Below are 26,003 nucleotides of genomic sequence, written 5' to 3' on the forward strand. Positions count from 1 at the left end.
CGCTGCGGCGAGAGCTTCGGCGGCGCGGGCGGAATTGTCCGCGCCGCCTTCGCCAAGCTCGGCTGCGGCTGCCTCCAGCGCCGCCGCAGCCTGCTGCACGAGCAGCAAATTCTGCTTCACGGCGGGAGATACCGCCTGAAGCGCCTCGCTGCCGTGCTGCAGGAACGTCCCGGCTCCGTCCGCGAAGCGGGAGCCTTCCCGGGTCAGCTTCTCGGCGAACGGGAGCGCTTTCTGCGCCTCCGCCGTGAGCTGGGCGGTCTTGCCCAGATCCTTCCGGGCGACGGCAGCGATCCGGTTCACCTCGGGCAGCTCCTTCTCCAGCCGGTACACGAGCTGCTCCGCATGCTCGATCGCCGGCCGTTCCCGTTCGAGCTCGGTGCCAAGCTCGTTGAACAGACGGAAGATCGTGCCGTTCACCGTTTCGGAGAATTGCTCGGTGAAATTCTTGATGATCGTATTCGTTCCTGAAGAGGTGATCTTGGGAGCGATCGCATTGATTTTTTCATTGACGGTATACGTAATCTCCGCCCGCAGCGGCTTGGGCGAGAGGATGCTGGCCATCCGCTCGGAGAAGTTCGGCGGAATGAGGATGCTGGCATAATAAGTGCCGTCCCGAACGCCGTCCAGCGCTTCCTTCCCGCCGACAAAATGCCAGCCGATCGAAGGATTGGCGCGCAGCGCCTTGACGATTTCGTCGCCGGCCCGGAGCATGCCGCCCGATTCTCCACCCGCTGCGGCGCCAAGCGCCGGACTGAGCCGGTATCCGGCATCCTCGTTGACGACGGCGAACGGAATTTCGGACGTGCGTCCGTACGGGTCCCACGAGGCGAGAATATTGAACCAGGCGTACAAGGAGGGGAGCAGGGCGAGGCCTCCCAGGATGACGCAGGCGGTCCAGTTCCGTCCGATCCGCCGCCAATCCTCTGCGGCAATGCTGACTATCGTTTTCATGATTTCCGCCCTCCCAGATGCTGCGGCAGCAGCTTGTCTGTGCCTAGTATCCCGGGAGAGCGGGAGGATCATTCGGAGAGGACGGGCAGGCTGATGCGGACGACAGTTCCATGGCCGATACGGCTGCGGATGGCGAATGTGCCTTTATGATTGCTGACGATGCGCTGGCTGACCATGAGCCCGAGCCCGTTGCCGCCTTCCTTGCTGGTGAAGAACGGCTCGCCCAGACGAAGCAGGTCTTCCTCGGAAATTCCGCTTCCCTGGTCTTCGACCGTGACAACGGCATATCCGGCATCGTCCCGATGCAAGCCGATTTTCAGCACGCCGCCCGTCTCCGCCATGGACTCGATGCCGTTTTTGATGACGTTGACGAACACCTGCTTCATCTGGTTCGGCTCGCATAGAATCGGGGGGAGGCCGCTATCCAGATTGAGCTCGATGGCGGCTCCGGACAGATTGGCTTCCGGCTCCAGGAGGAGCGCCATATCCTCCAGCATCGGCGCGATGCGCTGCTTGTGGTAATGATTGGCCTGGGGCTTGGACAGCACAAGAAACTCGCTCACGATGAAGTTGATCCGGTCCAGCTCCGAAAGCATGATCGACAGGAAGTACGGACTCAGCTCCTTGCCCTCCATCTGCATTTGCACGAAGCCGCGCAGCGTCGTCAGCGGATTGCGGATCTCGTGGGCGACACCGGCTGCCAGCTGTCCGACGACGGAGAGCTTCTCCGTCCGCCGCAGCAGCTCTTCGGTATGCTTGCGGTTCGTCACGTTCCGGGAAATGCAGGATACCGCGACGATCGTCCCGTCATGGTCTCGAATCGGCGAGGCCGTCGTGCTCACGTCGATGCGGGCTCCGAATTTGGTCTCGAGCGTGGTCTCCGCGTCGATATAGGCGACCCCATTCAGCACGCTTGCGATCATTCGGCGTATTTCCTCCTCGTTCACGGGTGGGAAAGAGGCAGGCGAACGATCATCCATGAGCTCCTGCTCCGACCATCCCAGCATCGTTTCGAAGGCGCGGTTCGCGCTCATGAGCCTCCCGTCGAGGCCGTACGTATGGATGGCGTCCTTCGTATGCCTGACGAGGGATTCCAGATGCTCCTTGGTGTGGCGGAGCTCCTCCGCCGACTCCTTGAGCCTGCTCGTATATGCGCTCATATTGGAAGCCATGAGGTTGACGCTTTGAGCCAGCTCGCCGATCTCGTCGTTGCTGCTGAGGCGGATCGGCTTGTTGAAGTCTCCCTTGGCCACCGCGTTGACCCTTCGAATGACGAGCTTCAGCTTCCGCAAGGCGACGCCGGAGATCAGGTAGCTGGCCGAGATGGCGACGATCAGCAGCGTGATCGATATGGCGAGCAGCAGGAAGAACTGCTTGTTCAGCGACTCTCCGTACAAGGAGGTATCCAGGGAAACGATGATGACGTAGCTGCGGATGGAGTCTACATTGAAGGGGATATAGCCCCGCAGCAGCTTTTTGCCGAGCAGCTCGGTTTTGTTGTACACCGGCCGGCCTGTCTGGCTGGCCTTTTCCATCAAGGCATAATCGTTCTCTCTGTCGACATAGCGGTATGACCCGAACTCCATGGCGTTGTCCGGAAATGCCTGCTGCAGCTCGGAAGGCTGGCCGCTGTCCGAACCGGGCACCAGATCCGCATTGATGCCTGTAATTTCGACCAGACCCGGCGAGTCGAGAATCATATCGTCGATGCTGCTGTTGTCCTGGATCGGGGTCAGCTTGTCGACCATCGGCTGCACATTGTAGGAGATCCGCACGACGTAGTCGGCGGTTCCGTCGTAATAGAAGCTCAGCTTGGATTTGTAGCCTCTCTCGGAGTAGAAGAGCGAATCGCACCAGTAGTTCTGGAGGCTCGTTCCCCGGTCGACATACGCGTATCTGCTGCCGATCAGGTCGCTGACGACCTTGCCGTTGAGGCTGTCGGAGCCGATCGTCTTGCCCTCCAGATCGGAATCGGACGAGGCCTTGATTGCAATCTTGCCGCCGTATTCGCGCTGAACGAGCGAGAGGGAGCTCAGGTTGAGCTTGGCCGCGCTTTCCAGCAGGGTGGATGGGGCGACGTCGGCCAAGCGGGGTCCCAGCAGGCCGATGGCGGCAATGGATGCGACACGCATCCGCTCCGAGACGGCGGCATCGAGGTAATAAGCCGTCCGCAGCGTCGGCGTCATGGAGAAGCGGATCTGATCGGCGGCCGTACGGATTTGCTGCTCGACCGCTTTGTCCTGCTGCCCGGTCGAATACAGGGAGAAAACGAGCAGGTTCAATGCCAGAATCAGGACAACGACTGACGATATGAGAGCGGATAGCTTCAGTTTGATCGACATGTCCTGCTTTTTCTCTCCTCACATAGCCAAGATGACCTTCAGGATCGGGTGCCGGCAGACGATTTGGACCATCACGCTTTCTCTTGCGTACGTTCGGAATCGATGCCGGACCAGAATAGATCCATCATCTGATCGGCCAGCTCGTCGATGGAGCCGTACATCCCTTGCGCCGCTTCCCGGTTGCCGATCATCAGCAGGGCGGTATAGAGATGAGCCATCAGGAGAGGGTTGCCCTTTTTTACTTCTCCGGCATCGACAGCTTTGCGGAAATGGACGGCAAGAAGCTGGTGGAGATGGTCCTCGGCTTCGCGGATCTCATTTTTCTGCTCCGCCGTCAGCCAGTGGGACGCTTCCCGCATCAGCGTTTCGAACTCGGCATGCTGGCTTCGGGCCAGCCGGACCTGGGCGATGCGGAGCAGCCTCTCCCGCAACGATCCGCCGCTTTCCAGCAGCCTTTCTGTTCCGGCCTTGGCCTTGCGCAGCATATCGGTGACGGAGGCGGTGAACAGGACCGGCTTGCTCGTAAAATGATAGTATACCGACGCTTTGGTGACGCCGCACTGCTCGGCAATCTGGTTCAGCGATACGGCCTCGTAGCCCTGCTCCATGAACAGGACGGATGCGGCCTGCAGCACGAGGTCCCGGACGGGAGTTCCGCGCTCTTCCGCCTTCGGCCGGCCCGGCGCGCGGCGCGTTCCTTCTTTATCGGAATCGGCATGGGAAAATTTTGACAAAAGAAGCTCTCCTTTCTATGAAAATCGGTATCCGTTGAAAATTAACCCTACGGTATATATAATGAAAACAGGATTTTCCTTTGGCTGTTATCTTGTTTGCCCGATCATGCATTTCGAGTCGGGCTAGCTTATTTTATCATGATTTCGTGCTCGGGGTCATACCGGGGGCGGAATGCTAGAACCGAAAGGATGAGGCTTATGAACCGATGGATGGAAGCTGTCGCCGGCAGGCGGAGCAAGTGGATGACGCTGGCGGCATGGATCGTGATGGCCGCCCTGCTCAGCCTGCTTCTTCCTGGCGTAAGGAGCGAGGTCGACGAGAACGCGCCCAACTTCGGCAAGCATGTCGCTTCCGTTCAGGCAGAGGAGGTGCTCAGCCGCGAATTCGCCTCGAACGACGGCACGCCGGCGCTGGTCGTATGGCACCGGGAAGGCGGACTCCGCGACGGAGATCTCGAGCTGATCCGGCAAGCGTCGGCGGATGTGGCGGCGCGGCCGGTCGCCCATCAGCAGGCGGCGGTGCCGCTCGACAAGCTGCCGGCGCCGGCCTTGAGGGCGCAGCTGTCGCAGGATGGCAGTACGCTCGTCTGGGCCGTGACGTTCAAGCCGGAGGCCGGCACGCCGGAGCTCAAGGAAGGCACGCTGGAGCTGCGGGAGCGGATCAACGCGCTGGCCGGCGGCCAGGACGTGTTCGCGGCTGCGTCCGCAGCGGCGGATTCCTCGGTGCCGAGCGCCCGATTGACCGGGCCCGCAGGCATCGCGGTCGATGCCACCGCCTTGTTCAGCAGCGCCGATGTCTCTCTGCTGATCGCCACGGTGCTGCTGGTGCTCGTTTTCCTGCTCGTCATCTACCGATCCCCCGTACTGGCTCTCATCCCTCTGCTGGCTGTCGGCTTCGCCTACGGAGTGACGGGGCCGATCCTCGGGTATATGGCCTCGCAGGGCTGGATCGATGTCGACTCGCAAGCCGTCTCCATCATGACGGTGCTGCTGTTCGGCGCAGGGACGGACTACTGCCTGTTCCTGATCAGCCGCTACCGCCATCTGCTGACGGAGGAGGAGAGCAAGGCGGCCGCGCTGCGCAAGGCCGTATCCGACGCCGGCGGGGCAATCGCGATGAGCGGCCTGACGGTCGTCATCGCGCTGCTGACGCTGCTGCTTGCCCGCTTCGGCGGCGTTCACCGGTTCGCCGTGCCGTTCAGCCTGTCGATTCTCGTCATGGCGCTGGCCAGCCTGACGCTTGTTCCCGCTCTGCTCGCGATTCTCGGCCGCGGCTCCTTCTGGCCGTTCGTGCCGCGGACGCCGGCGATGGCGGCGGAGCGGGCAGCACGCCGGGGCAAGCCCGCGCCTTCTCCGCGCAGCAGCCGGCGCTCCGGACTCACCGGGCGTCTCGTCGTCCGGCATCCATGGAAAGTAGCCGGAATCTCCCTGCTGCTGCTCGGCTCCCTGGCTGCCGTCAGCTCTCAGGTGAAGTTCACGTACGACATTCTTTCCTCGTTCCCGTCCGATATGGAGTCCAGAGAAGGCTTCCGCCTCATCGGAGAACAGTTCTCCGAAGGGAAGCTGGCTCCCGTCACCATCATCGCGGACACGCAAGGACGAGGCGGCATGGACGGCTTCGCGAATGAGCTGAAGAGCCAGCCTTATGTAGCCTCCGTGTCCCAGCCGCAGCAGGGAGCCGTTGATCCCGACATCCGGGCTTGGACGGTGGAGCTGAGCCTCAACCCGTATTCCCTCGAAGCGATGGACCGCATTCCGGAGATGAGGAGATTGGCAGAGAGCGCTCTCGCCGGAACGGGAGCCGCCGATCCGGCAGGCCATGTCTGGATTGCCGGCCAGACGGCGGTCCAATACGACACCCGGGCGACGCAAGCCTCGGACACAAGGCTGATCATTCCGGTCGTCATCGGCCTCATCGCGCTGCTGCTGCTTGTCTACCTGCGCTCGGCAACCGCCATGCTGTATCTGATCGGAACCGTCATCCTCAGCTATTTCTCCGCTCTCGGGCTCGGCTGGCTCGTCCTCCAGGCGATCGGAATCGACGCGATACAAGGGGCCATTCCGCTCTATGCCTTCGTGTTCCTGGTGGCGCTGGGCGAGGACTACAACATTTTCATGGTGTCGGGCATCTGGAAAAAGAGGCGGCATATGCCGCTCCGCCAAGCCATATCCGAGGGCGTAAACGAGAGCGGGCCGGTCATTACATCCGCCGGACTCATTCTTGCCGGCACGTTCGCCGTGCTGGCCACGCTGCCGATCCAGGTGCTGCTTCAGTTCGGCTTGATTACGGCGCTGGGCGTCCTGCTCGATACGTTCATCGTGCGTCCGTTCCTCGTTCCCGCTCTTACCGCGCTGCTGGGCCGCTGGGCGTTCTGGCCTGCGGGCTTGCACCGGACCGCTGCGGAGCAGGTTCCGGATGCCGGAACGGCCGAAGCTGGGCGGCAGGGGTAGTCGCAGCGAGGCTGGCGGGGTAGCCGCAGCGAGGCTGGCGGGGTAGCCGCAGCGAGGCTGCAGGGTTAGCCGCAGCGAGGCTTGTGGGAGCCAAAACGAGACTAGGGCGGTGGGAGCCGGGCAGCCGGAGCGGCGAAGCGAAGCTAGAGACATGGAAGCCGGCCATGGCGGACATTGCCTTGAACAGAGGAATACCGCCGCGGGCCACCATGTGGCCTATGGCGCCGCTCTTTTTACCGGTTTTGTTCAGACAGGCCGCATACGCATGTCGCCGACAAAACAACAAAAGACCTCTTGCCTGCAAGTATCGGACATAGGATCCGTTATTTGCCTGCAAAGAGGTCTTTTGCTTATTTATCGGACATAGGATCCGCTATTTTGGCCATTTATCGCCTTACGGAGCGAATTTCGATCAAATAACGGATCTGATGTCCGATAAATCCGAGAATCAGCGATTTTCGAGGAAATAACGGATCTGATGTCCGATAGCAATGCTCGGCTGTTTTTTTTGTTCAGTCGGGGCATCTAAGCGCAGCCAGAGCTCGTGCGGCTAGGATTGGTATTGAAGGTCGGATTGTCAGCAAGAGCGAAAGACCAAATCGAAGGAGTTGGAAGTTCAATGAGCACCCAGGTGGCTTTCATCGAGCATCCAGGTAGTTGGACATTCTGCGAGCGCCTGGTTTGTTGGAGTTCTATGTTCACCCCGTTGGTTGAGCGTTCTATGTGTACCCAGGTAGTTGGATGTTCTACGTTTACCCAGTTAGTTCGAAGTTCTACAAGTACCCAGTTGTTCTATTTATACACCTGCGTCTCAGCTAGGATTTTGTGGTTGGAATCAAGATTGGACTTGCAGTCAAAAAGGGAGGCAGAGGAGCGCGCGGCGCCCGAGCTCATGACTGACCTTGTCGGGCTTGCAGCCATCTCTGGCCGTCATCAATCCATTTCATAGATGGAGCCGGACTTGCTGGCGAACAGCTCGGCGTACACCTTCTCCGCATAAGCGTCCGTCATGCCCGATATATAATCGGCCACAAAGCGCGGCCAGCTCCATTTGCCCGAATGGCGTTCATAATTCTCGAGCCAATCGGGAGGAATGATCAAGCGGCCCATGGCGGGATCGACAAAGCTTTCCCATAACCGCTGGACCATGATCTCGCTGCGCAGCTGCAGCCGCTGGACGCGGAAGTCCTTGACGAGCGTTACCCAGGCCAGCTTCTTCAGGATCTCCATCGTGCGGAGCAGATCCAGATCCTGCGCGCCATCGCGGACGAAGGTGACGCGCTTCCAGCCCCCGTCGTCGATGATGCCGATGCGGCCTGCGAAGGTGCTTACCCATCTGGCCTTGATTTCCCTGCGCGTGCGCGAGGACTCGCGGCCGGTGGATTGGTAGATTTCTTCCCACTGAGCCAGGAAATCGTCCAGCACCCGGCGAACCATGACGGGGATGTCCACTTCATCCCAGCGAAAGCCCCGATTTCCTTCGTCATGGGCGATCTCCTGAACGAGATGCTCGTGGAGCCGGTCGTTTTCGAAGAAGGTCCGGTTCATGCCGATTTTGCCAGCGCGGATGCCGTCCTCGATGTCATGGGTGGAGTAGGCGATATCGTCGCACAAATCCATCAGCTGCGTCTCCAGCGTCGTCTCGCCTGTCGGCATGTCCCACTTGCGGCGCAGCTCGGAAATGATTTCCCATTCCGGTGCGTACACTCCCTTGAGGCGGCCGGGCTCATCGAGGCAGAAAGGGTATTTGTTGACGGCAAGCAGCACCGCGGCTGTCAGGTCGAGCCCGCTGCCGCTGCCGGCGCGCTTCTCCAGGAACATGAGAATGCGGAAGTTTTGGGCATTGCCTTCATATTTCATGCCGTACTGCTCCTGCAGCAGGCGATTGAGCACTTCTTCTCCCCGATGGCCGAAAGGGGGGTGCCCCAGATCGTGAGCCAAAGCCGCGCATTCCACCACGGCGGGACTGACGACGAGCCCGGGATGCTCTCCCTTTTCGACGAACGGATAATGCTTGGCCAGCCGGCGGGCTGCTTCGCGGGCAATCTGGGACACCTCCAGGGAATGGGTAAGGCGTGTCCGGTAGTAATCTCCGGAGCCGGCGCCGAATACCTGCGATTTCCCTTGCAGCCGTCGAAACGCCGGGGACTGGATAAGACGGGCGTAGTCGCGCTCGTATTCTTCTCTTTCTTCGCTGAAGGTGGCCGGGGCCGGTTCGTCCAGCCTCATATGCCTGATATCCATGTTTATGTTCCCCCTTGGCTGCCATGTCCAGCGGGATTCGGCAATTGCCGGATCCCGCTTGCTGATTGCGGTATTGCGAAAATTGTAGCATAGCGGAAGCGGAGGAAGGTAGGGGCATCCCGGCAACTTGTTCCTACCAGGGAGGCAGCGTATCCATGGCGGCCCGGATAATGGAGCAGGAGCGTTCGAAGCGTTCCTGCTCCTGGGCGCTGAGCCGAAGCTCCAGCACTTCCTGGATGCCGCTCCGCCCCAGTATGGCCGGTACGCCGATGCCGATATCCCGCTGCCCGTATTCGCCGTCCAGCACGGCCGATACCGCCATGATGCGGTGGTCGTTGTTGAGCACGGAACGGGCGATCGAGGTGAGGGCCGCTGCGATGCCGTAATGCGTGGAGCCCTTGCCGTGCAGGATTTCCCACCCTGCATTGCGCGTGCGCAGGGCGATCTCCTCCATGTCCATATGGCCGAAGCGCCCGGGGGACTGGCCGATGATATCGGCCAGCGGCTTGCCGCCGACCGTGACATGCGACCATACCGGGAACTGCGATTCGCCGTGCTCGCCCATGATGTACCCCTGCACGCTTCGGGGGTCGACAGGCAAGTCCTCGGAGAGCAGCGTCTTGAGCCTGGCCGTGTCGATGGACGTGCCGCTGCCGATGATCCGCTCCCGCGGCAGGCCGGACAGCTTCCAGACGATATAAGTGACGATGTCGACCGGATTGGTGGCGGCGATGAAGATGCCGTCGAAGCCGCTCTGCATGATTTTGCCGATGATGTCCGCATGCAGCTCATAGGCCGATTCAAGCAGGTCGAGACGGGTTCCGCCCGGAATCGGATTGCCCCCTGCGCACAGGAGGATGATATCCATATCGCCGCATTGTTCAAAGGTGCCGTCGTACACCTTGGTCCGCGAATGGCTGAAGTCGACGCAATGGGAGAGGTCGAGCGCCTGGGCCCGCGTCCGCTTCGGGTTTCGGCCGATCAGCATGATTTCGTCGCATACCGCCTGATTCACCATCGCGTACGCGCAGCTCGCCCCTACATGGCCCACTCCGACAATGGCTGCTTTCCTGAGCTTGTTGACCATATCCCCCGCTCCTCCCGCTTGCCTGAGCACGATAACTGCTATGAATCACAATATGAAGGATATATGGCTTCTGTGTCAATAAGACGTCAGGGAAATTAACATAAAGCTTCGAGAGCTTCGGGAAGCCGTTTTTGGTTGCTGTGCATGCCTTCGTCTTGCTCCCTCCCCACGTATCCTATTTTGTTCCGCCTGCGGCGATTCCATTTGGACGAAAGACATGGATTGATCAGGGATCGGAAATCGGTTTGATCCGCCTGCTTGCCGATATCGGGCAGGAGGCGCGCCAGTTTCTCGCCGTTAGAATAATAAAGCCGAAGAACAACCAAACGGCTGTATGAACGTCTAAAGAAAGAGAAAGAGCCTTTGCACAGCCCTTTCCAAGGGATGATGCAATCGATCGTCCAGGGCAGGAGGTCAAAGGGAGAAGAGAGGTGCGGGATGGGATTTCTTTACGGGCTTGTACTTGTATTTTCAGTCTTCATGATTGCGGCCGCCTTCGGCAAAAGCAGGGATAAAGGTCTTGCCGCCTTATCCCTTTCCTATCATTTGCTTTTGTTCAATGCGGCATATGCCCTTTATAAACTGACGACGGTTTTGGGCGGTGGCAGCTCGGGCACATCATATCTCTATGCTTTCAGCGCTACTTCTGGGCAACTCATCGGCCTGATCCGGTTTTCGCTTGCAGGCGGGCTGCTGTTATTTGCTGTCCATGCCCTGTGCAAAAGTCTCAAGGAAAGCTGAAGCCGTCCTTTCGGAATGAAAAAGAGCCCGCAAGCGAGCGGGCTGCTGAAAAAAAACAAGCGGAGGGTCCGGAATCGTTCTGGAGAAGGACAACAGCGATTGGAAGAACGATTCGCGCACGCAGCGACATTTTTTTAGCGGCCTTCGAGCGGGAACGGGCTCTTTGGTCTGTCATGGAATCGTCTTGCGGAAGCACTTTCGATAAGAGGCTTACTGCCGAGCCGCTTGGTCGATGATGCCTCGCAGGAGCGGCAAAGGGTCGGCCGGAGCGGCGTCGGCCATCCGTTCGCGGTAATCCGCCTTTTGCTCTTCCAAGACGGACAGATGCTCCAGCAAGGACGCCGCCGTGAGCTCCTCCTCCTGCAGCACTCGGCATAGGCCCGCCTGCTCGAAGGACGCGGCGTTGCGCAGCTGGTCGCCGCGGCTCTGGGCGAGCGTCAGCGGAACCAGAAGCATCGGCTTCCGCAGCGCCAGCAGCTCGAAGATCGCGTTGGAGCCGGCGCGGGATAGGACGAGCTCGGCCATCGCCAGCACATCCGGCAGCTCCTCCGACAAATACTCGAATGCCCGGTAGCCTGCGCCGTCATTCACAGGGCTGCCCTCAGGCAGCTGTCCTTTGCCGCATAGATGCACCACCTGGTACTGCTCCAGCAGCTGCGGCAATGCTTCCCGGACGGCTTCATTGATGCGCCTCGATCCCAGGCTGCCGCCCATGACGAGCAGCACCGGCTTGCCTGCGGAGAAGCCGCACAGCCGCCTGCCCCGGGCGGCATCGCCCTGCAGCAGCTCCGGACGCACGAGAGCTCCGGCCTGCACGATCTCCGGACCTTTGCGGATATAGGCCGCCGTCTCCGGGAAGGTCGTGCAGACCGCCGAGGCGAACGGCATCGCGATCCGGTTCGCGAGCCCGGGGGTAACGTCGGATTCATGGATGATGACGGGAATCCGGTTCAGCTTCGCTCCAATGACGACCGGAACGGAGACGAACCCGCCCTTGGAGAAGACGACGTCCGGGCGCAGCCTGCGCAGCAGGGCGGCGGCCTGGGCCAGGCCTTTGACGACCCGGAAGGCATCCGTCATGTTCTTCATGTCGATATAGCGGCGCAGCTTGCCGGTGGAGACGGCGTGGTAGGCGACGCCGTCCAGCGGCTCGATCAGCTCCCGCTCGATTCCGGCTGCCGATCCGATATAGTCGATCTTCCAGCCGTCCGCGAGCAGGCCCGGGATAAGCGCGAGATTGACGCTGACATGGCCGGTCGAGCCGCCTCCGGTGAGAACGATCTTCTTGCCGGAGAGCGCCGTACGGAGCGGCTCCGAACGCTTTTCCTGCTCCGGCCGGGCTGTGTCTCCCGTTGTTTTCGTAGAGGCGGGGGTGTCTTTGTCGATAATGATTTTCATATAGAGATCCTTATGCCGGCGTTCCGCGCCGAAGAACGCGGACGCCGTCCGGACCGGCTACATAGACCGAATCCGCCATGCCGACGAAAAGGCCGGTCTCGACGACGCCAAGCAGGCTTTTCAGCTTGCCGTCCAGGGCGCCCGGATCCGTGATGCAACCGAAGTCGCAATCCAGAATGTAGTTGCCGTTGTCCGTCCGGACAGGCTCGCCGCCGCGTTCCCGGCGCACCGCCGAGCAGCCGGCCCCCTCGACGCGCTTCCGGGTGGACTTCCAGCCGTAGGGCACGACCTCCACAGGCAGCCGGAAAGGTCCGAGCTCCGGTACGACCTTCGACTCGTCGGCGACGATGACGAGCCTCCTGGAGGCAGCCGCCACCATCTTCTCGCGGAAATGGGCTCCGCCCCCGCCCTTGATGAGATCGAGCGTTCCGTTCACCTCGTCGGCGCCGTCGATCGTCAGATCGAGCGGCTCAAGCTCGGACAGCTCGCCGAGCGGAATGCCGAGCTCGCGGGCGAGCTTGTCCGTCGCTTCGGAGGTCGGCACGCCGATGATTTCCAGGCCCTCTTCCTTGACGCGTCTTCCGAGCTCCAAAATCGTGTAGTAGACGGTCGAGCCGGTACCGAGCCCGACCTTCATGCCGCTGTTTACTTCCCCGGCCGCTTTTTCCCCGGCCGCCTGCTTGTGGTTCATGATCCTGCCTCCCATGGCTGGATGCCGCCGATGCGGCATCGTTCTCATATTCGCTGGCTTACATCCAACGTGCTCCCGGATGCGGCGTCCGCCTGTTCGGCGCCGTCATCCGCCGCCCCGGAAGGGGCGGCAGGGGAGACGCTTGCGCTCTTCTCCGCACAATAGACCGTATGCCCGGCATTGTCAATGAAAGGCGGGCCTTGCATGGAGATCGCCCTAATCAATGGAAAAAGGATGCGGAAAGTCTGGTATACTGAAGCTGACAAGCAAAGCGATTTCATAGATGGGCAGGTGCCGAGTTGCATTATTTTCAGCAAGCCTACTCCGTATTTTATATTCTCAACCTGATTCTGGCCGTCACCGTCATCTTCCTCGAGCGGCGGAATATCGCGGCCACATGGGCTTGGCTGATGATTCTCTATTTCCTGCCGGGTGTCGGATTCGTCCTGTATCTGCTCCTCGGACAGAACCTGAGCCGCCGCAAAATCTACAAGTTCAAGCTGAGCCAGCTGAAAGCGGCCCGCCAGCGGCTCAAGACGCAGCAGCGGATCGTCGAGAACGGGCTTTATTCGTTCAATGACCCGCTCATGACGTATTACCAGGATATGATCTACATGAACCTGGTGTCGAGCGATTCGCTGTACACGCAGGACAACGAGGTCGAGGTGTTCACGGACGGCGAGACCAAATTCGATGCCCTGCTGCGGGACTTGGAAGCGGCGCAGGAGCATATCCATCTGATGTACTACATCATCCGGGCGGACAAACTCGGCAAGCGCATCCTGCACACGCTTATCCGCAAGGCCGAGCAAGGGGTGGAGGTGAGGCTGATCTACGACGATATCGGGAGCATCCGCCTCAACAAGAAGTACCTCCGCATGCTCGTGAAGGCCGGAGGGCAGGTCGGAGCGTTTTTCCCGTCCCGCATCTTCTTCATCAACCCGAGGCTGAACTACCGCAACCATCGGAAGATTGTCGTCATCGACGGCAAAATCGGCTACATCGGCGGCTTCAACATCGGCGACGAGTATGTCGGCAAGGTGAAGAAATTCGGCTTCTGGCGGGATACCCATCTGCGCCTCGAAGGCAGCGTCGTCGCCCAGCTGCAAGGCCGGTTCCTGCTGGACTGGAGCCTCGCCTCCTCCAAGCCTTTCATGACGGACTCCCGCTACTATCCGGCCCCTGCATCGGGGGGCACCGTCGGCATGCAGATCGTCTCCAGCGGACCGGACTCGGAATGGCAGCATATCAAGAACGGCTACATCAAGATGATCAACGCGGCGAAGATATCGGTCATGCTCCAGACTCCGTATTTCGTCCCGGACGACAGCCTGCTCAACGCCCTCAAGATGGCCGCGATATCCGGCGTGGACGTCAAGGTCATGCTGCCGAACAAGCCGGACCACTTCTTCGTCTACTGGGCGTCGCATTCCTATTTCGGGGAGCTGCTGTCCGCCGGGGTGAAATGCTATCAGTACGGCAACGGCTTCCTGCATGCCAAAACCCTTGTCGTTGACGGCAATATCGCCTCTGTCGGCACGGCCAACATCGATATCCGCAGCTTCAAGCTCAACTTCGAGGTCAACGCCTTCATCTATGATTCCGCGACGGCTCAGCGGCTTCAGCGCATTTTCCAGGACGATCTGCTGCACTGCAAGGAGCTTTCCCTGGAAGACTACGATTCCCGTTCCGCCTGGCACAAATTCAAGGAATCGGTCAGCCGGCTGCTTTCTCCCATTTTGTAGAAACTGGATGCTTTGAAAAGGCCATCCAGCCGAGTGTGGTATAATAGAGGTCGCTGGCCCGCCGCTCCGACCCTATCCACACCCAAGGAGAGTGATGACCGATGTCCGTTGACGCTGCGCAAGCGAGCAGAGCCATCCTCGATGGCGAGAGCTTTTTGGCGGAGGAAATCGTAAGGCTTCAGTACGAGAGGCAGCCCGGTCTGGCGGAGCGCTTTGGCCGGATCGGCCACGAGAAGACGCTTGAGGACACCCGCTACAGCCTGAAGTATCTGGTCGAAAGCGTGAGCCTCCAGAGTCCGCTGCTGTTCTCCAGCTATATGACCTGGCTTCGGGTGCTGCTGATTCAATATAAGGTTTCCACGGAGGACCTGTACATCAATATGCTTTGTCTTCAAAACGTTCTGGGCAAACACCTGGAGAAACGCGACTACGAGCTCGTCTCTCCCTATATCGATGCTGCTCTGAGGCAGCTGGACACCGATGCGGAGCTGACGGACTCCCATCTGGACAGCAGCGCCGCAGCCGACGAAGCGCGGGCTTACTTATCCATGCTTTTGCAAGGAGACCGGAGCGGAGCCAGCCGCCTCATCATGGGGCTTGTCGACGGCGGGATGCCGCTTCAGACGATCTACCTGGAGATTTTCCAGAAGTCGCAATACGAAATCGGCAGGCTCTGGCAGCTCGGCAGGCTGACGGTAGCCCAGGAGCATTACTGCAGCGCCGCCACCCAGCTGATCATGTCGCAATTGTTTCCCTATCTGTTCCATCATTCCCGCAAGGGAAAGAAGCTGGTCGCGGCCTGTGTCGGCGGAGAGCTGCACGAGATCGGACTGCGCATGGTGACGGATATCTTCGAGCTGAACGGATGGGATACGTACTACGTCGGAGCCAACATGCCGATCGGGCCTCTGATCCGGTCCCTCAAGGAGTACGGAGCCGATGTGCTGGCCATCTCCTGCACGATGACCTATCACGTCGGGCTGGTCAAAGAACTGATCGCCGAGGTGCGGCGCGATCCCGAATGCGACGGGATTCGGATCCTTGTCGGAGGGTTTCCATTCAATATCGACCCTGAATTATGGGAGAAAGTAAGCGCGGACGGATATGGACGCGACGCGGAGGAATCCGTGCTCAAGGCAGGAGAGCTGACGAAACGATGAAGGCGGTGAGTTCATGGACAGCATCAATGCGGCTCCGAAGACGGACCAGAAGGTCATCTCCCTTCTCTGCAGCCGCACAGGAAGAATTTCGACCATCGTCAGAGACGACTATGGCATTTCCGCTCGCTTGAGCGGGGGCGGCCATGTGATTTCCGTGATGGACGAAATGAACGCTCTTAAATTTCACGACTTTCTAAACCGGCTTGATCAGGAAAAGGCGATTTTCAATTGGGAATTGAACCTGACCCTGGAAGACAGGCCGGTTCTTTTTTATTTCAACGGGGGCGTTTTCGACGACCATCTGCTCGTCGTCGGCTCCACGTACAACCCGGGGTATTCGTTCTTTTACGATGAGCTGATGAAGATCAACAACCAGCAGATGGTGACTCTTCGCGACACGATCAAGAAGCTCTCCAATCAGATCGTGGAGAAGATGGAGCAGGAGATGAGAACGTTCGACGAGTTCTCCGCCCTGAACAATGAGCTCGTCTCCTTGCAGCGCCAGCTGGCCAAAACGAACATCGAGCTGAAGCTGGCCAAGGAGAACGCCGAGAACGCCGACCGCTCGAAGAGCGTATTCCTGGCTACGATGAGCCATGAGATCCGCTCTCCGATGAACGGAATCATCGCCATGAGCGAGCTGCTTTCCCAGTCGGAGATGTCCGAGCAGCAGCGGGAGTCGGTATCCATCATCATGGACTCCGGGCAGCTGCTGCTCACCATCATCAACGACATTCTTGATCTGTCCAAGATCGAGGCGGGAGAAATGCAGCTCGAAACGGCGCCGTTCGACCTGCGCGCCGCGCTGGAGCACACGATGCAGCTGCTGCAGTCCAGAGCGCAGCTGCAGCAGGACTCCCTGCGCTGTTATATCGATCCGCGCATCCATACGCCTGTCGTCGGGGACGCCGGCCGCTTCCGGCAGGTGCTGATCAATCTGGTCGGCAATGCCGTCAAGTTCACCCAGGACGGTGAAATCGAAGTGCGTCTCTACCTGCTTTCCCGCAGCGGCGGGCGCCAGAAGATCCGCATCGAGATCCGGGATACCGGAATCGGCATATCGGAGGAGAATGCCAGGAGACTGTTCACGCCCTTCTACCAGGTCGACAGCTCCTTGACGAACAAGTTCTCCAGCACGGGTCTCGGCTTATCGATCACGAAACATCTCGTTGAAATGATGGGAGGCCAGATCGGGGTCGACAGCCGTTTGGGCGAGGGCTCGGAGTTCTGGGTCGAGGTCGAGCTCCAGCAGCAGGAGCAGCAGCGCGGCTCAGCGGATTCGGCGGGACGGCCGACGGCCGTCGACGGGCTTGCCGGCAAGGACACCGCGACCGTAATCCTGCTGGCGGAGGACAATCCGGTCAATCAGCATGTGACGATGCTGCAGCTGCGCAAGCTCGGCTTCAGCAACGTCATTGCGGCAGGCAATGGCGAGGAGGCGGTTGAGCTGTGGAAGAAGCATGAGCCGCGCCTCATCCTCATGGACAACCAGATGCCGCTGCTGGACGGCTTCCAGGCGGCAGGCCGAATCCGCAAGCTCGAAGCCCGCGAGGAGATGGCGGCAGTGCCGATCATCGCGCTCACGGCGAACGCCATGATCGGCGACCGCGACCGCTCGATCAGCGCAGGGATGAACGATTACCTGGCCAAGCCGGTGACGCTGGAGAAGCTGGCGGGCATTCTGCTCCGCTGGCTGCCCGACGCGATGGGACATCGCCCGCTCGCCCCGCCGAACACGGCGCCGGACGAACCGAAGCTCGTCAGCGTGGATACTTTGGCGGACATCGCTCCTCTTCCGTGGAGCGGCGACGATGTCGGCATGCTGCTGGAGCTCGTGCTTCTGTTCGAGCAGGACACACCCGCCAAGGTCGAGCAGCTGAGGCGGGCTGCCGCTGAAGAAAACCATGAGCAGGTGGAGCTCCTGTCCCACCATATCAAATCCGCTTCCTTGAGCATCGGCTTTGTCGCGCTTGCCCGCCTTGCAGGCGATCTGGAGCAGAAGGCGAGATATTCCGCCGGCAGCTACGGTCCTGAAGCGGAGCGCCTTGAAGGGCTGCTGGAGGCTTCTTGCCGGGAGATCCGGGAGCTGCTCGAAGCCTGATTTTCCGCCCGATCCCGATTCCGCCTCCTCCGCTCCGGGTAAGAAGGACGAAGAAGACATCCTAATTCCCGTCCGGCCGATAGGGAAACCGGGCAGAAAAATCGGAGGCGAGCGACGTGACGATAAGATATGCGGGAGTATTCCGCGATGACGATCATGCTCTTCGAGCAATCGAGGAGCTTCAGGCATCCGGCTTCAAGCGGGACGAGCTGTCGGTGCTTACCCAGGACAAGGAACGCTACGAGGGCATGATGGACGAATCGGGAACGATGGCTCCGGAAGGCATTGCCGCCGGCGTGACGACGGGAGGGCTGGCGGGCGGGGCGGTCGGCCTGCTCGCGGGTCTTGGAGCGCTGGCGATTCCCGGGATCGGGCCTCTGCTCGCTGCCGGGCCGATCGTCGCCGCGATCAGCGGCGCTGCCGTCGGAGCCAGCACGCTCGGCATCGTCGGCGGACTGGTCGGGATGGGATTCCCGGAGAGCGAAGCGGAGCGGTTCCAGAACGAGGTGAAGGACGGCCGCATTCTCGTGTTTGCGGAAGGCGACCGGCATGATGCAAGAGACATCCTGGGCATCATGGAGCGCGCCGGAGCGATCCGCACCCATAAGCTTGATGCCGGCAACGATCCGGGACGTCCGGGTGCGGGAGACGTCACGATCGTTTAGATCGATTATTTTTCAAGCGGAGGTGCATGAGGATGCCATGGGCTAAAAACGATTATCCGCCGTCGATGAAAAATCTCGACAAGCGGGTGCGGGACAAAGCGGTGGAGATCGCCAACGCGCTGCTGAAGGATGGATACGAGGAGGGCCGGGCGATTGCCATCGCCACTTCTCAGGCGGAGAAATGGGCGGAGGAGCATCCCGGCGGCGGAGGCGGACATGCGGAAAAATCCGAAGAGCGCGACGGCCGGGAGAAGGATTCGGATGCGAAAGGCCGTTCCGGACAGCGCGGCAGCGAAACCGGAGGCTCCATCCAGCATGTCGTTCCTCACGACGGGGAATGGATGGTGAAGGATGCCGGCGCGGACAAAGGCGACACCTATTCCACCAAGGCAGAGGCGGTGGAGGCCGCCAGGAAGTCGGCTTCCGACCGCGGCGGCAGCGCCATCGTCCATCGGGCCGACGGAACGGTGGAGACATCCCATAACTACTCCTGAGCGGGCAGGGTGCTGGAGCGCAGGGCTCCAGGCCATGCCGCTTCTGCGGATGGATGTGACCGTTCACTTGAAGCGAATTGAAATGAAAGTCCGTTAAAGCGGCTTGAAATGAGTCCCCCTGAGTAGGATTAAAAGCAGATCCCCCTTCGCCGACCGCTAGGTCTGCAAAGGGGGATTTGCTACTTCTGCAGGGTGACGCTGTCGTCCCCGTAGCTTGCTTTGGCATGGAGGATTTCCGTGAAGAAGGCCAGCGGCACCGTCATCCGGCCTTTGCTGTCGTAGGACGGAGCGGCTCCGAGCGCGACCGGGGCCATCTTGTTGTAGGTGTAGGAGTCGCTGCCGATCGTGACGGCCGTCCATTGGCTGCCTTTGCTGAGCTCGAGAGTCGAGGTGCGCTTATCCCATTTCAGCTTGTAGCCGAGCGCTTCGGCCGCATCCCTTACCGGTACGATCGCGACCCCGTCCTTGTTGGGGACAGCCTGGACGCCGCTCAAAGCCTTGCTGCCGACGATGACCTGCAGAGGTTTTGAATCCTCGCCGTGGGTGGGAAGAGGAATTTTGAACTCCGGATTGCCGCTCGCGCGGGGAGCGATTTCACCCTGCTGAAAGACGACATAGACGTCCTGGGCTTTCACGTAGAACACGCTGTCCGCCGTCACGCCTCTGAAGCCGTCATCATCGGCAAAGTAATTCTCTTTGTCCTTGGAGATCGCAGCCTGAACGGCCGCCCCGACCTCGCTCTCGTAATGGCTGCCGAACAATGCCGCCAGCGTCACGGGCGAAGCTTGCGAGGCGTTTCGGAAGGTCGCCGCGCTTATATGCGTATCCCCGTTCGCTCCGCCTTCGTAGGTGTACGTGCTCATTTTAATAGAGACCATTCCACCGGCAGCCGGAGAACCGTCCGAGGCGACTTCGAAGGTCGTCTTGATCTCGGAAGGGATGAAGCTCGTTGGGTTCGCTTTTTTGCGCTCGGCGGCCGCCTTTTTCAGCGAGTCCAGCTCTTTGGCCGCAGCCTGCTCCATCTGCGCATTCCATTCCTCCTGGAACTTGGCATCGAGCAGCCCGCTCAGGACGGGAACATCGATGTCGGCTTTATACAACTCGTCCTCCGTACGGACCGGTTTGGCATCTACCTGGACGGAAGCGGCAGGAATCGGTTTGGATGAGGCCGGGAGCGGAACCGCGAACACGGGAATTCCAGCCGCATAAGGAGCGATCTCGTAAGGCTGGAAGACGATCTGTGCGCTGCCGTCCTTGATATAGAAGGACTGATCCGCCGCCACGCCGGTGAAAGCGTCCTTGAAATAACCATTCGCGTTCCGGGCGATCTGCCGCTTGATCTCCGTGTTGATTGCCGCCGGGTAAGAGTCCCCGAACAGCGTCTTCAAGGTGACGGCTGAAGCGGAGCCGGCGTTCTTGACGTTGTAGGTGTCAATCCTGGAAATGCCGTGCGCTCCTCCCGCAAAGATGTAGGTATTGAGCTTGAGGGAAACAATGGCACTGTCCGTACCCGTTCCGGATAAGCCAGCGGAATATTGCAGCTTGATTTCATAAGGATGGAACTCATAGCCGGCTTTTTTCGCTGCGGCCAGGCCGGAGGCGGCCTGCTTCTTCACGGCATCCAAGTCCGCCATGGCCGTGCGCTCCATCTTTTCATTGAGCGATTTCTGGTAGGAGGCATCCTTGAGCCCGGAGACGACGGGAACGAACAGAACGGCTTTCAAAGCCGATGTCGATTGAACGATTTTTTTGGCGGTGACCGAGACGCTAACCGCTTTAGCCTGCGTTGAAGCGGGCAGGGAGGCATAGGCGGCCGGGCCGACGGAGACGCGAGCTTGTCCAGGCGCCAAAGCGGATGCATGAGCGGAGGGCAGAGAGGCCGTGCTGAGCAGGGCAGCGCCGGTCAAGCCGAGGAGCAAAGCTTGGATTCGCTTTTTCGATTCGTTGCGTTTCGCCATGTTGTTTCCTCCATCTATAAGCCTCTGGCAGCAGAGGTCGATTTCATTCTGTATACTAGACCGTTCTGACGGCGCGAAGGTTACAAACGGGTAACGTTCTCTTCCCATTCCATGGAGAAGCTTGGAATTCCTTCTCGAATGGGGCAAAAAGAGAATCAAATGCTGAAGGGATCTGTCGAACTATCGTTGGGAGAATAGTCCTGACAAGCCCTTGATCTTTCTTTGCTTGAGCGAAAAGCCGTTCCCGCCTCGCTGCTGAAAGTTCAGGTTGAGCTTCCGGGCCAACGGGTAATATAACTTATATTCGACTGACCGACAGCAAAGGAGAGGATTATGATGGCGAAAATCGCATTCCTGCTTGGACCGCAATTCGAGGACAGCGAGATGAAAGCACCGTATGACGCTATCCGCGCGGATGGTCACGAGACGGTGATTATCGGCCTCAAGGCCGGCGAGAAGCTTGAGGGCAAGCAGAAAAAAGCGGAGTATACGACCGATCTCGGCATTCAAGACGCCGATGCTTCCGACTACCAGGCCGTTGTGATTCCGGGAGGATCATCTCCTGAAGCTCTTCGCAACGATCACGACATTCAAAAATTCGTGCAGAAATTCGATGAGGAAGGCAAGACGATTGCCGCGATCTGCCACGGACCTCAGATTCTGATCAGCGCGGGTCTGGCCAAAGGGCGCACGCTGACCTGCTACCCGCCGCTGCGTGACGACTTGGCCAATGCAGGCGCTCATTATGTGGATCAAGAGGTTGTCGTGGACCGCAATTTCATTTCTTCCCGAACGCCGAAGGACGAGCCTGCCTTTATCCGGGAAACGCTGGAGCAGATTAAAAAAGGCTTGCCCCAAGCATCCCGATAAGGAAGGGATATGCCGGATGGAAATGAGCGGAAACGCAGCGTTTCCGGCGTCCAAAGCCATGCCGCCGAAGAAGCAGTCTCAGCTGCTCATCCGGCGGTTTTTTGGCGAGTTGGCGGATTTGCGTTGTCATCCGAATTCAAGTAGGATGAAGAAAGCGGCTTCGTCCATTAGATGGAAAGCCCCGCCGGCAAAAAGCCGGCATCTTCTCCTTGGGAGTGTCGATCTCCGATGAACCTGAATATCCAACCATCGTCGCTATGGTCGCTGCTGATTCCGCTGATCGGCGGACTCGCCGTTATCGTCCTGCGGGTGCGTTCTACCCGGAAACCGACAACCATGCGCAAAATATTGATTCCACCTCTAGGCATGTCCACGGGCTTTCTCATGTTCGTCGTGCCGCAGACTCATATTCCGTGGCTGTGGGGATTGGCTGCCTTCGCGGCAGGGGCGCTGTTTTTCGCGGCGCCGCTGATCACCACCTCCAAGATGGAGTTTGTCGGAGATGACGTTTATCTTCGCCGCTCGAAAGCTTTTTTCTTCATTATCCTGATTTTGCTTGCCATCCGTCTGGTCCTCCATGACTTCGTGGAGCAGTATGTGACGGTCATGCAGACGGCGTCCTTGTTCTTCCTGCTGGCATTCGGCATGCTGGTGCCATGGCGGCTGGCGATGGCCTCGAAGTTCAGGCGTCTGCAGCGAAGCCGGGCTTCCTCGCTTCAGTCCTGAAGCAGAATCAATCGAGCCTTCCGCATCAGGCGGCTTCTGCGCATCTCTCCCTCGCCGGGTTTCCGGCGGGGGAGTTTTGTTCCTGCGGAAGGCATGGAGTTGGGCCGCTAGCATGTGTCCGGACGATTCGGTTTTCGGTTGCAGGTGCAGGCAGCTTCTTCTACAGTGGCGGCGATCCTTATCCAGCAACCGAATATTCGATGAAGGAGCCTCCGCTATTTGGGACCGAGGCGGGTCTACATAGCGAAGAGATGCGATCGGAATCGTTTGACAGTGCGCTTAGGGATGTGCTAAGTTAGTATCATCCAATTTAATTGTATGCAATATAGTTGCGGAAGGAGTCGATCCCTTGCTGGATTCCCACCATGACCAGACCGCGATGCCCGGCGAGCAGGGCGATCATTCGCTTCTCCAGTTGGATCATCAGCTTTGTTTTGCGCTATACGCCTGCTCCAAGGAAGTAACCCGGTTATACCGTCCTCTCCTGCAAGAACTTGGCCTCACGTATACGCAGTATGTCACGCTGTTGGCTCTATGGGAAAGGGACGGGGAACCGGTCAAATCGCTGGGAAGCCGGTTGTACCTGGACTCCGGCACGCTGACGCCGCTGCTTAAAAAGCTCGAGTCGATGGGCCTGGTGAACCGGGTGCGGGATCGAGCCGACGAGCGGATGCTGAGGGTGAATCTGACGGAGGCAGGACAAGCCATGCGGGCAAAGGCCGGCAGCATTCCGCGGAAGCTGTGCGAGGTCACAGGCATGGAGCTTCGCGATCTTGAAGCGCTCAGGCTGCAGCTGCAGCAGCTGAACGCCGTTATCCAACACCATTATGAGGAGGATTCGGAACATGGCGAAGATTGACAACTACACGCTTGAGACGATCAAAGGGGACAAGAGCGAGCTTTCCGACTACACGGGCAAAGTTCTTCTGATCGTCAATACGGCCAGCAAATGCGGCCTTACGCCGCAATATGAAGGGCTTCAGGCTTTATATAACAAATACAAGGATCAAGGCCTGGAAATTCTCGGTTTCCCGAGCAACCAATTCGCGGGCCAGGAGCCGGGCAGCAGCGAAGAAATCGATAGCTTCTGCCAGCTGAACTACGGCGTCAGCTTCCCGCTGTTCGCGAAGACCGACGTCAATGGCGATGCTGCGCATCCGCTGTTCAAGCAGCTGGTCTCCGACGCCCCATTCCAAGGCTTCGACTCTTCTCCGAGCGGACAGAAATTCCAGGGCATGTTCCAGCCGGAACAGCTCGAAAGCAACGATGTGAAGTGGAACTTCACCAAGTTCCTGGTGGCCAGGGATGGATCGATCGTGAAACGCTTCGAGCCGAATGTGCTTCCTCAAGATATCGCGGCGGACATCGAGAAGCTTCTCTAGAGACTGGCTCGGGCAGCCTTTTCGTTCAGATATAGCTGCAACTCTAACAAGCCTTTAATCCAATGTGCAGGGCGAGAGCCGTACTCTTTCAACGGATGTTGAAGGGGAGCCCCGCTCATTAGCCGACAGAACGTTGCAGCAGGGGAGCCCCGCTCATTAGCCGACAGAACGTTGCAGCAGGGAGCACCGCTCATAGCCCGACAGAACGATGCAGCAGGGAGCACCGCGCTCATAGCCCGACAGAACGATGCAGCAGCGGAGCCCTGCTCATAAGCCGACAGAACGATGCAGAAGGACTGCGCCGGGCTGTCGGCTTTTCTTGCAGGAGCCCCCTTATATTCAAGCCGTATTTTGTGTAGAATGGTAGGATACAATTTATCAGAGAGGTTGTGGTCGCATGGATCCTAAGAATCCTCCGGTTTCTAATTTCATTCGCGCTATTGTCGTCGACGACGTGGAGAGCGGCCGCACGCAGCAAGTCGCAACCCGGTTTCCTCCCGAGCCGAACGGCTATTTGCATATCGGACATGCCAAATCGATTTGTCTCAACTTTGAGCTCGCGGATGAGTTCAAGGGCCGCACGAATCTTCGTTTCGACGATACGAATCCGGTCAAGGAAGATACGGAATTCGTGGAATCTATTCAGGAGGATGTCCGCTGGCTCGGCTTTGAATGGGAAGAGCTTCGATTCGCATCCGATTATTTCGAGGAGTTCTATGAACGCGCCGTCCTCTTGATCCGCAAAGGGCTGGCGTATGTGGACGACTCCACTCCGGAGCAAATGAGAGAGCTTCGCGGAACTCTGACGGAGCCCGGCAAGAACAGTCCCTACCGCGATCGAAGCGTTGAGGAAAACCTCGATTTGTTCGCCAGGATGCGTGCGGGAGAATTCCCTAACGGAGCTCGCGTGCTGCGTGCCAAGATCGATATGAGCTCGCCGAATATTACGCTTCGCGATCCTGTCCTGTACCGAATCTCCCATTCCCATCATCACCGGACAGGGGATGCTTGGTGCATTTACCCGATGTATGATTATGCTCATCCGCTCGGTGACGCGATCGAGGGCATTACGCATTCGATCTGTACGCTTGAGTTCGAGGATCATCGCCCGCTGTATGATTGGACCATTGAGAACTGCGAAATGGAAGCCCGCCCTCGCCAGTACGAATTCGGCCGCCTGAATCTGACCAATACGGTCATGAGCAAGCGCAAGCTCAAGCAGCTTGTAGAAGAAGGCGCCGTTGACGGCTGGGACGATCCCCGGATGCCGACGATCAGCGCGCTCCGCCGCAAAGGCTTCACGCCTGAAGCGATCCGCACGTTCTGCCGTGAAATTGGCGTATCCAAAGCCAACAGCATGGTTGACGAGCAAATGCTGGATCATTTTATTCGTGAGGATCTCAAGCTGAAGGCTCCTCGTACGATGGCGGTCGTTCGGCCTCTCAAAGTGACGATTACAAACTATCCCGAAGGCCAAGTGGAATGGCTCGAGGCCGAGAACAACAACGAGAACGAAGAAATGGGAACCCGGCAGATTCCATTCTCGCGCGAAATTTATATCGAGCAGGACGATTTCATGGAAAATCCGCCGAGCAAATATTTCCGGCTGTTCCCTGGCAACGAGGTTCGCTTGAAGCATGCCTACTTCATCAAGTGCGAAGAGGTCGTCAAGGATGAAGCCGGCAATGTGGTCGAGCTCCGCTGCACTTACGATCCGGAGACCAAGAGCGGAACCGGCTTTACCGGACGCAAGGTCAAAGGCACGCTGCATTGGGTCGAAGCGACTCATGCTGTAGCGACCGAGTTCCGCCACTTCGAGCCGCTGATTACGAGCGAAGCCGAGGAGACCGGCAAGCCGTTCATGGAATGCTTGAACCCGAACTCGCTGGACATTCTGAACGGCTTCGTCGAGCCGGGAATGAAGGAAGCCGCAGCGGGCGACAAGTTCCAATTTTTCCGCCATGGCTACTACAATGTCGATCCCAAGCTGTCCGATCCGGGCAAGCCGGTATTCAACCGGGTCGTTTCGCTGAAGAGCTCGTTTGATCCGACTAAGGGCTGATAAGAGATCTATTGCTTCTATTAAAAGAGTCGTTTGCGTGGGCGTCCTCGGACACCTTGCAAAACGACTCTTTTTGCTTGCCGTTGGAATGATTGGGCATGTGAATGAAAGAGACCTCTGGGGGGAGGCGTGCTGCCGTTACTGATTCTTTCCTAGAGAAGGAGATCAATCTCATAAGAGAATCGGTAGTCTCCGTCCACA

Annotated in this window: 20 protein-coding genes; 12 read left to right on the plus strand and 8 right to left on the minus strand. The window is 59.0% G+C overall.

Going from position 1 to position 26,003, the window contains the following annotated elements:
- The 3 genes from PHU01S_RS18980 to PHU01S_RS18990 form a co-directional block, all read right to left on the minus strand.
- Positions 1-951: YhgE/Pip domain-containing protein (locus PHU01S_RS18980; RefSeq protein WP_164763118.1), on the minus strand; the 951-nt coding region annotated here is incomplete at its 3' end.
- Between the two features lie 68 nt (positions 952-1,019).
- Entirely contained in the window at positions 1,020-3,293 is a 2,274-nt protein-coding gene (locus PHU01S_RS18985; protein WP_049868434.1) for an ATP-binding protein, read from the minus strand.
- Between the two features lie 71 nt (positions 3,294-3,364).
- Positions 3,365-4,027 (minus strand): TetR/AcrR family transcriptional regulator, encoded by a 663-nt coding sequence (locus tag PHU01S_RS18990; RefSeq protein ID WP_021881967.1) that lies wholly within the window; start codon positions 4,025-4,027, stop codon positions 3,365-3,367.
- Positions 4,028-4,216: 189 nt separating this feature from the next.
- Between PHU01S_RS18990 and PHU01S_RS18995 the strand changes: the two genes are divergently transcribed.
- Positions 4,217-6,478, plus strand: coding sequence for an MMPL family transporter (locus PHU01S_RS18995; RefSeq protein ID WP_127509239.1), 2,262 nt, complete (start codon positions 4,217-4,219; stop codon positions 6,476-6,478).
- Between the two features lie 933 nt (positions 6,479-7,411).
- Here PHU01S_RS18995 and PHU01S_RS19000 read toward each other — a convergent pair.
- Both PHU01S_RS19000 and PHU01S_RS19005 read right to left on the minus strand, forming a co-directional pair.
- The gene (locus PHU01S_RS19000) at positions 7,412-8,722 is read right to left on the minus strand and encodes a deoxyguanosinetriphosphate triphosphohydrolase family protein (protein ID WP_127509243.1); all 1,311 of its coding nucleotides are present in this window, start codon (positions 8,720-8,722) and stop codon (positions 7,412-7,414) included.
- 133 nt (positions 8,723-8,855) lie between these two features.
- Positions 8,856-9,809 carry an L-lactate dehydrogenase gene (locus PHU01S_RS19005; RefSeq protein WP_049868430.1) on the minus strand — a complete coding sequence of 318 codons (954 nt, stop codon included), beginning with the start codon at positions 9,807-9,809 and terminating at the stop codon, positions 8,856-8,858.
- Between the two features lie 438 nt (positions 9,810-10,247).
- On the opposite strand from PHU01S_RS19005, the gene PHU01S_RS19010 reads away from it, so the two are divergent.
- Positions 10,248-10,550 (plus strand): hypothetical protein, encoded by a 303-nt coding sequence (locus tag PHU01S_RS19010; protein WP_164763119.1) that lies wholly within the window; start codon positions 10,248-10,250, stop codon positions 10,548-10,550.
- A 210-nt stretch (positions 10,551-10,760) separates the two neighbouring features.
- On the opposite strand, the gene murG is transcribed toward PHU01S_RS19010, so the two are convergent.
- Positions 10,761-11,948: an undecaprenyldiphospho-muramoylpentapeptide beta-N-acetylglucosaminyltransferase gene (gene murG / locus PHU01S_RS19015; protein WP_127509250.1), complete on the minus strand. Its 1,188-nt coding sequence runs from the start codon at positions 11,946-11,948 to the stop codon at positions 10,761-10,763.
- Between the two features lie 10 nt (positions 11,949-11,958).
- Positions 11,959-12,639: a ribose 5-phosphate isomerase A gene (gene rpiA / locus PHU01S_RS19020; protein WP_127509253.1), complete on the minus strand. Its 681-nt coding sequence runs from the start codon at positions 12,637-12,639 to the stop codon at positions 11,959-11,961.
- A gap of 299 nt (positions 12,640-12,938) precedes the next feature.
- Here rpiA and cls point away from each other — a divergent pair, with 299 nt between their 5' ends.
- From cls to PHU01S_RS19045, 5 genes are all read left to right on the plus strand, one after another.
- Positions 12,939-14,384: a cardiolipin synthase gene (gene cls / locus PHU01S_RS19025; RefSeq protein ID WP_021878623.1), complete on the plus strand. Its 1,446-nt coding sequence runs from the start codon at positions 12,939-12,941 to the stop codon at positions 14,382-14,384.
- 101 nt (positions 14,385-14,485) lie between these two features.
- Entirely contained in the window at positions 14,486-15,544 is a 1,059-nt protein-coding gene (locus tag PHU01S_RS19030) for a cobalamin B12-binding domain-containing protein (RefSeq protein WP_127509256.1), read from the plus strand.
- A 13-nt stretch (positions 15,545-15,557) separates the two neighbouring features.
- A complete protein-coding gene (locus PHU01S_RS19035; protein WP_127509259.1) occupies positions 15,558-17,645 on the plus strand; it encodes an ATP-binding protein in 2,088 nt (695 codons plus the stop codon).
- 116 nt (positions 17,646-17,761) lie between these two features.
- A complete protein-coding gene (locus tag PHU01S_RS19040) occupies positions 17,762-18,310 on the plus strand; it encodes a general stress protein (protein ID WP_021878620.1) in 549 nt (182 codons plus the stop codon).
- A gap of 32 nt (positions 18,311-18,342) precedes the next feature.
- On the plus strand, positions 18,343-18,804 hold the full coding sequence (locus PHU01S_RS19045; RefSeq protein ID WP_048748146.1) for a DUF2188 domain-containing protein: 462 nt from the start codon (positions 18,343-18,345) through the stop codon (positions 18,802-18,804).
- A 179-nt stretch (positions 18,805-18,983) separates the two neighbouring features.
- On the opposite strand, the gene PHU01S_RS19050 is transcribed toward PHU01S_RS19045, so the two are convergent.
- The gene (locus PHU01S_RS19050; protein ID WP_164763120.1) at positions 18,984-20,762 is read right to left on the minus strand and encodes a PdaC/SigV domain-containing protein; all 1,779 of its coding nucleotides are present in this window, start codon (positions 20,760-20,762) and stop codon (positions 18,984-18,986) included.
- Between the two features lie 336 nt (positions 20,763-21,098).
- On the opposite strand from PHU01S_RS19050, the gene PHU01S_RS19055 reads away from it, so the two are divergent.
- From PHU01S_RS19055 to PHU01S_RS19075, 5 genes are all read left to right on the plus strand, one after another.
- On the plus strand, positions 21,099-21,632 hold the full coding sequence (locus PHU01S_RS19055) for a type 1 glutamine amidotransferase domain-containing protein (protein WP_048748138.1): 534 nt from the start codon (positions 21,099-21,101) through the stop codon (positions 21,630-21,632).
- A 228-nt stretch (positions 21,633-21,860) separates the two neighbouring features.
- Entirely contained in the window at positions 21,861-22,358 is a 498-nt protein-coding gene (locus tag PHU01S_RS19060) for a CcdC family protein (protein WP_048748136.1), read from the plus strand.
- Between the two features lie 379 nt (positions 22,359-22,737).
- Positions 22,738-23,217 carry a MarR family winged helix-turn-helix transcriptional regulator gene (locus tag PHU01S_RS19065; protein WP_048748145.1) on the plus strand — a complete coding sequence of 160 codons (480 nt, stop codon included), beginning with the start codon at positions 22,738-22,740 and terminating at the stop codon, positions 23,215-23,217.
- The gene (locus tag PHU01S_RS19070; protein ID WP_048748135.1) at positions 23,204-23,740 is read left to right on the plus strand and encodes a glutathione peroxidase; all 537 of its coding nucleotides are present in this window, start codon (positions 23,204-23,206) and stop codon (positions 23,738-23,740) included. Before PHU01S_RS19065 ends, PHU01S_RS19070 begins: the two co-directional genes overlap by 14 nt.
- A gap of 397 nt (positions 23,741-24,137) precedes the next feature.
- The gene (locus PHU01S_RS19075; RefSeq protein ID WP_049868424.1) at positions 24,138-25,802 is read left to right on the plus strand and encodes a glutamine--tRNA ligase/YqeY domain fusion protein; all 1,665 of its coding nucleotides are present in this window, start codon (positions 24,138-24,140) and stop codon (positions 25,800-25,802) included.
- Positions 25,803-26,003: the final 201 nt, after the last annotated feature.

Source organism: Paenibacillus humicus NBRC 102415 (assembly GCF_004000905.1).
GTDB classification, from domain to species: domain Bacteria; phylum Bacillota; class Bacilli; order Paenibacillales; family Paenibacillaceae; genus Paenibacillus_O; species Paenibacillus_O humicus.

What these genes read in the sequence shown, in the direction of transcription:
- murG (WP_127509250.1), bottom strand. Translation starts at nt 11,948, where the DNA reads ATGAAAATCATTATCGACAAAGACACCCCCGCCTCTACGAAAACAACG.
- PHU01S_RS19060 (WP_048748136.1), top strand. Translation starts at nt 21,861, where the DNA reads ATGAACCTGAATATCCAACCATCGTCGCTATGGTCGCTGCTGATTCCG.
- PHU01S_RS19030 (WP_127509256.1), top strand. Translation starts at nt 14,486, where the DNA reads ATGTCCGTTGACGCTGCGCAAGCGAGCAGAGCCATCCTCGATGGCGAG.
- PHU01S_RS18985 (WP_049868434.1), bottom strand. Translation starts at nt 3,293, where the DNA reads ATGTCGATCAAACTGAAGCTATCCGCTCTCATATCGTCAGTCGTTGTC.
- PHU01S_RS19010 (WP_164763119.1), top strand. Translation starts at nt 10,248, where the DNA reads ATGGGATTTCTTTACGGGCTTGTACTTGTATTTTCAGTCTTCATGATT.
- PHU01S_RS19045 (WP_048748146.1), top strand. Translation starts at nt 18,343, where the DNA reads ATGCCATGGGCTAAAAACGATTATCCGCCGTCGATGAAAAATCTCGAC.
- PHU01S_RS19050 (WP_164763120.1), bottom strand. Translation starts at nt 20,762, where the DNA reads ATGGCGAAACGCAACGAATCGAAAAAGCGAATCCAAGCTTTGCTCCTC.
- PHU01S_RS19000 (WP_127509243.1), bottom strand. Translation starts at nt 8,722, where the DNA reads ATGGATATCAGGCATATGAGGCTGGACGAACCGGCCCCGGCCACCTTC.
- PHU01S_RS18995 (WP_127509239.1), top strand. Translation starts at nt 4,217, where the DNA reads ATGAGGCTTATGAACCGATGGATGGAAGCTGTCGCCGGCAGGCGGAGC.
- PHU01S_RS19070 (WP_048748135.1), top strand. Translation starts at nt 23,204, where the DNA reads ATGGCGAAGATTGACAACTACACGCTTGAGACGATCAAAGGGGACAAG.
- PHU01S_RS19035 (WP_127509259.1), top strand. Translation starts at nt 15,558, where the DNA reads ATGGACAGCATCAATGCGGCTCCGAAGACGGACCAGAAGGTCATCTCC.
- PHU01S_RS19005 (WP_049868430.1), bottom strand. Translation starts at nt 9,809, where the DNA reads ATGGTCAACAAGCTCAGGAAAGCAGCCATTGTCGGAGTGGGCCATGTA.
- PHU01S_RS19075 (WP_049868424.1), top strand. Translation starts at nt 24,138, where the DNA reads ATGGATCCTAAGAATCCTCCGGTTTCTAATTTCATTCGCGCTATTGTC.
- PHU01S_RS19065 (WP_048748145.1), top strand. Translation starts at nt 22,738, where the DNA reads ATGCCCGGCGAGCAGGGCGATCATTCGCTTCTCCAGTTGGATCATCAG.
- rpiA (WP_127509253.1), bottom strand. Translation starts at nt 12,639, where the DNA reads ATGAACCACAAGCAGGCGGCCGGGGAAAAAGCGGCCGGGGAAGTAAAC.
- PHU01S_RS19055 (WP_048748138.1), top strand. Translation starts at nt 21,099, where the DNA reads ATGGCGAAAATCGCATTCCTGCTTGGACCGCAATTCGAGGACAGCGAG.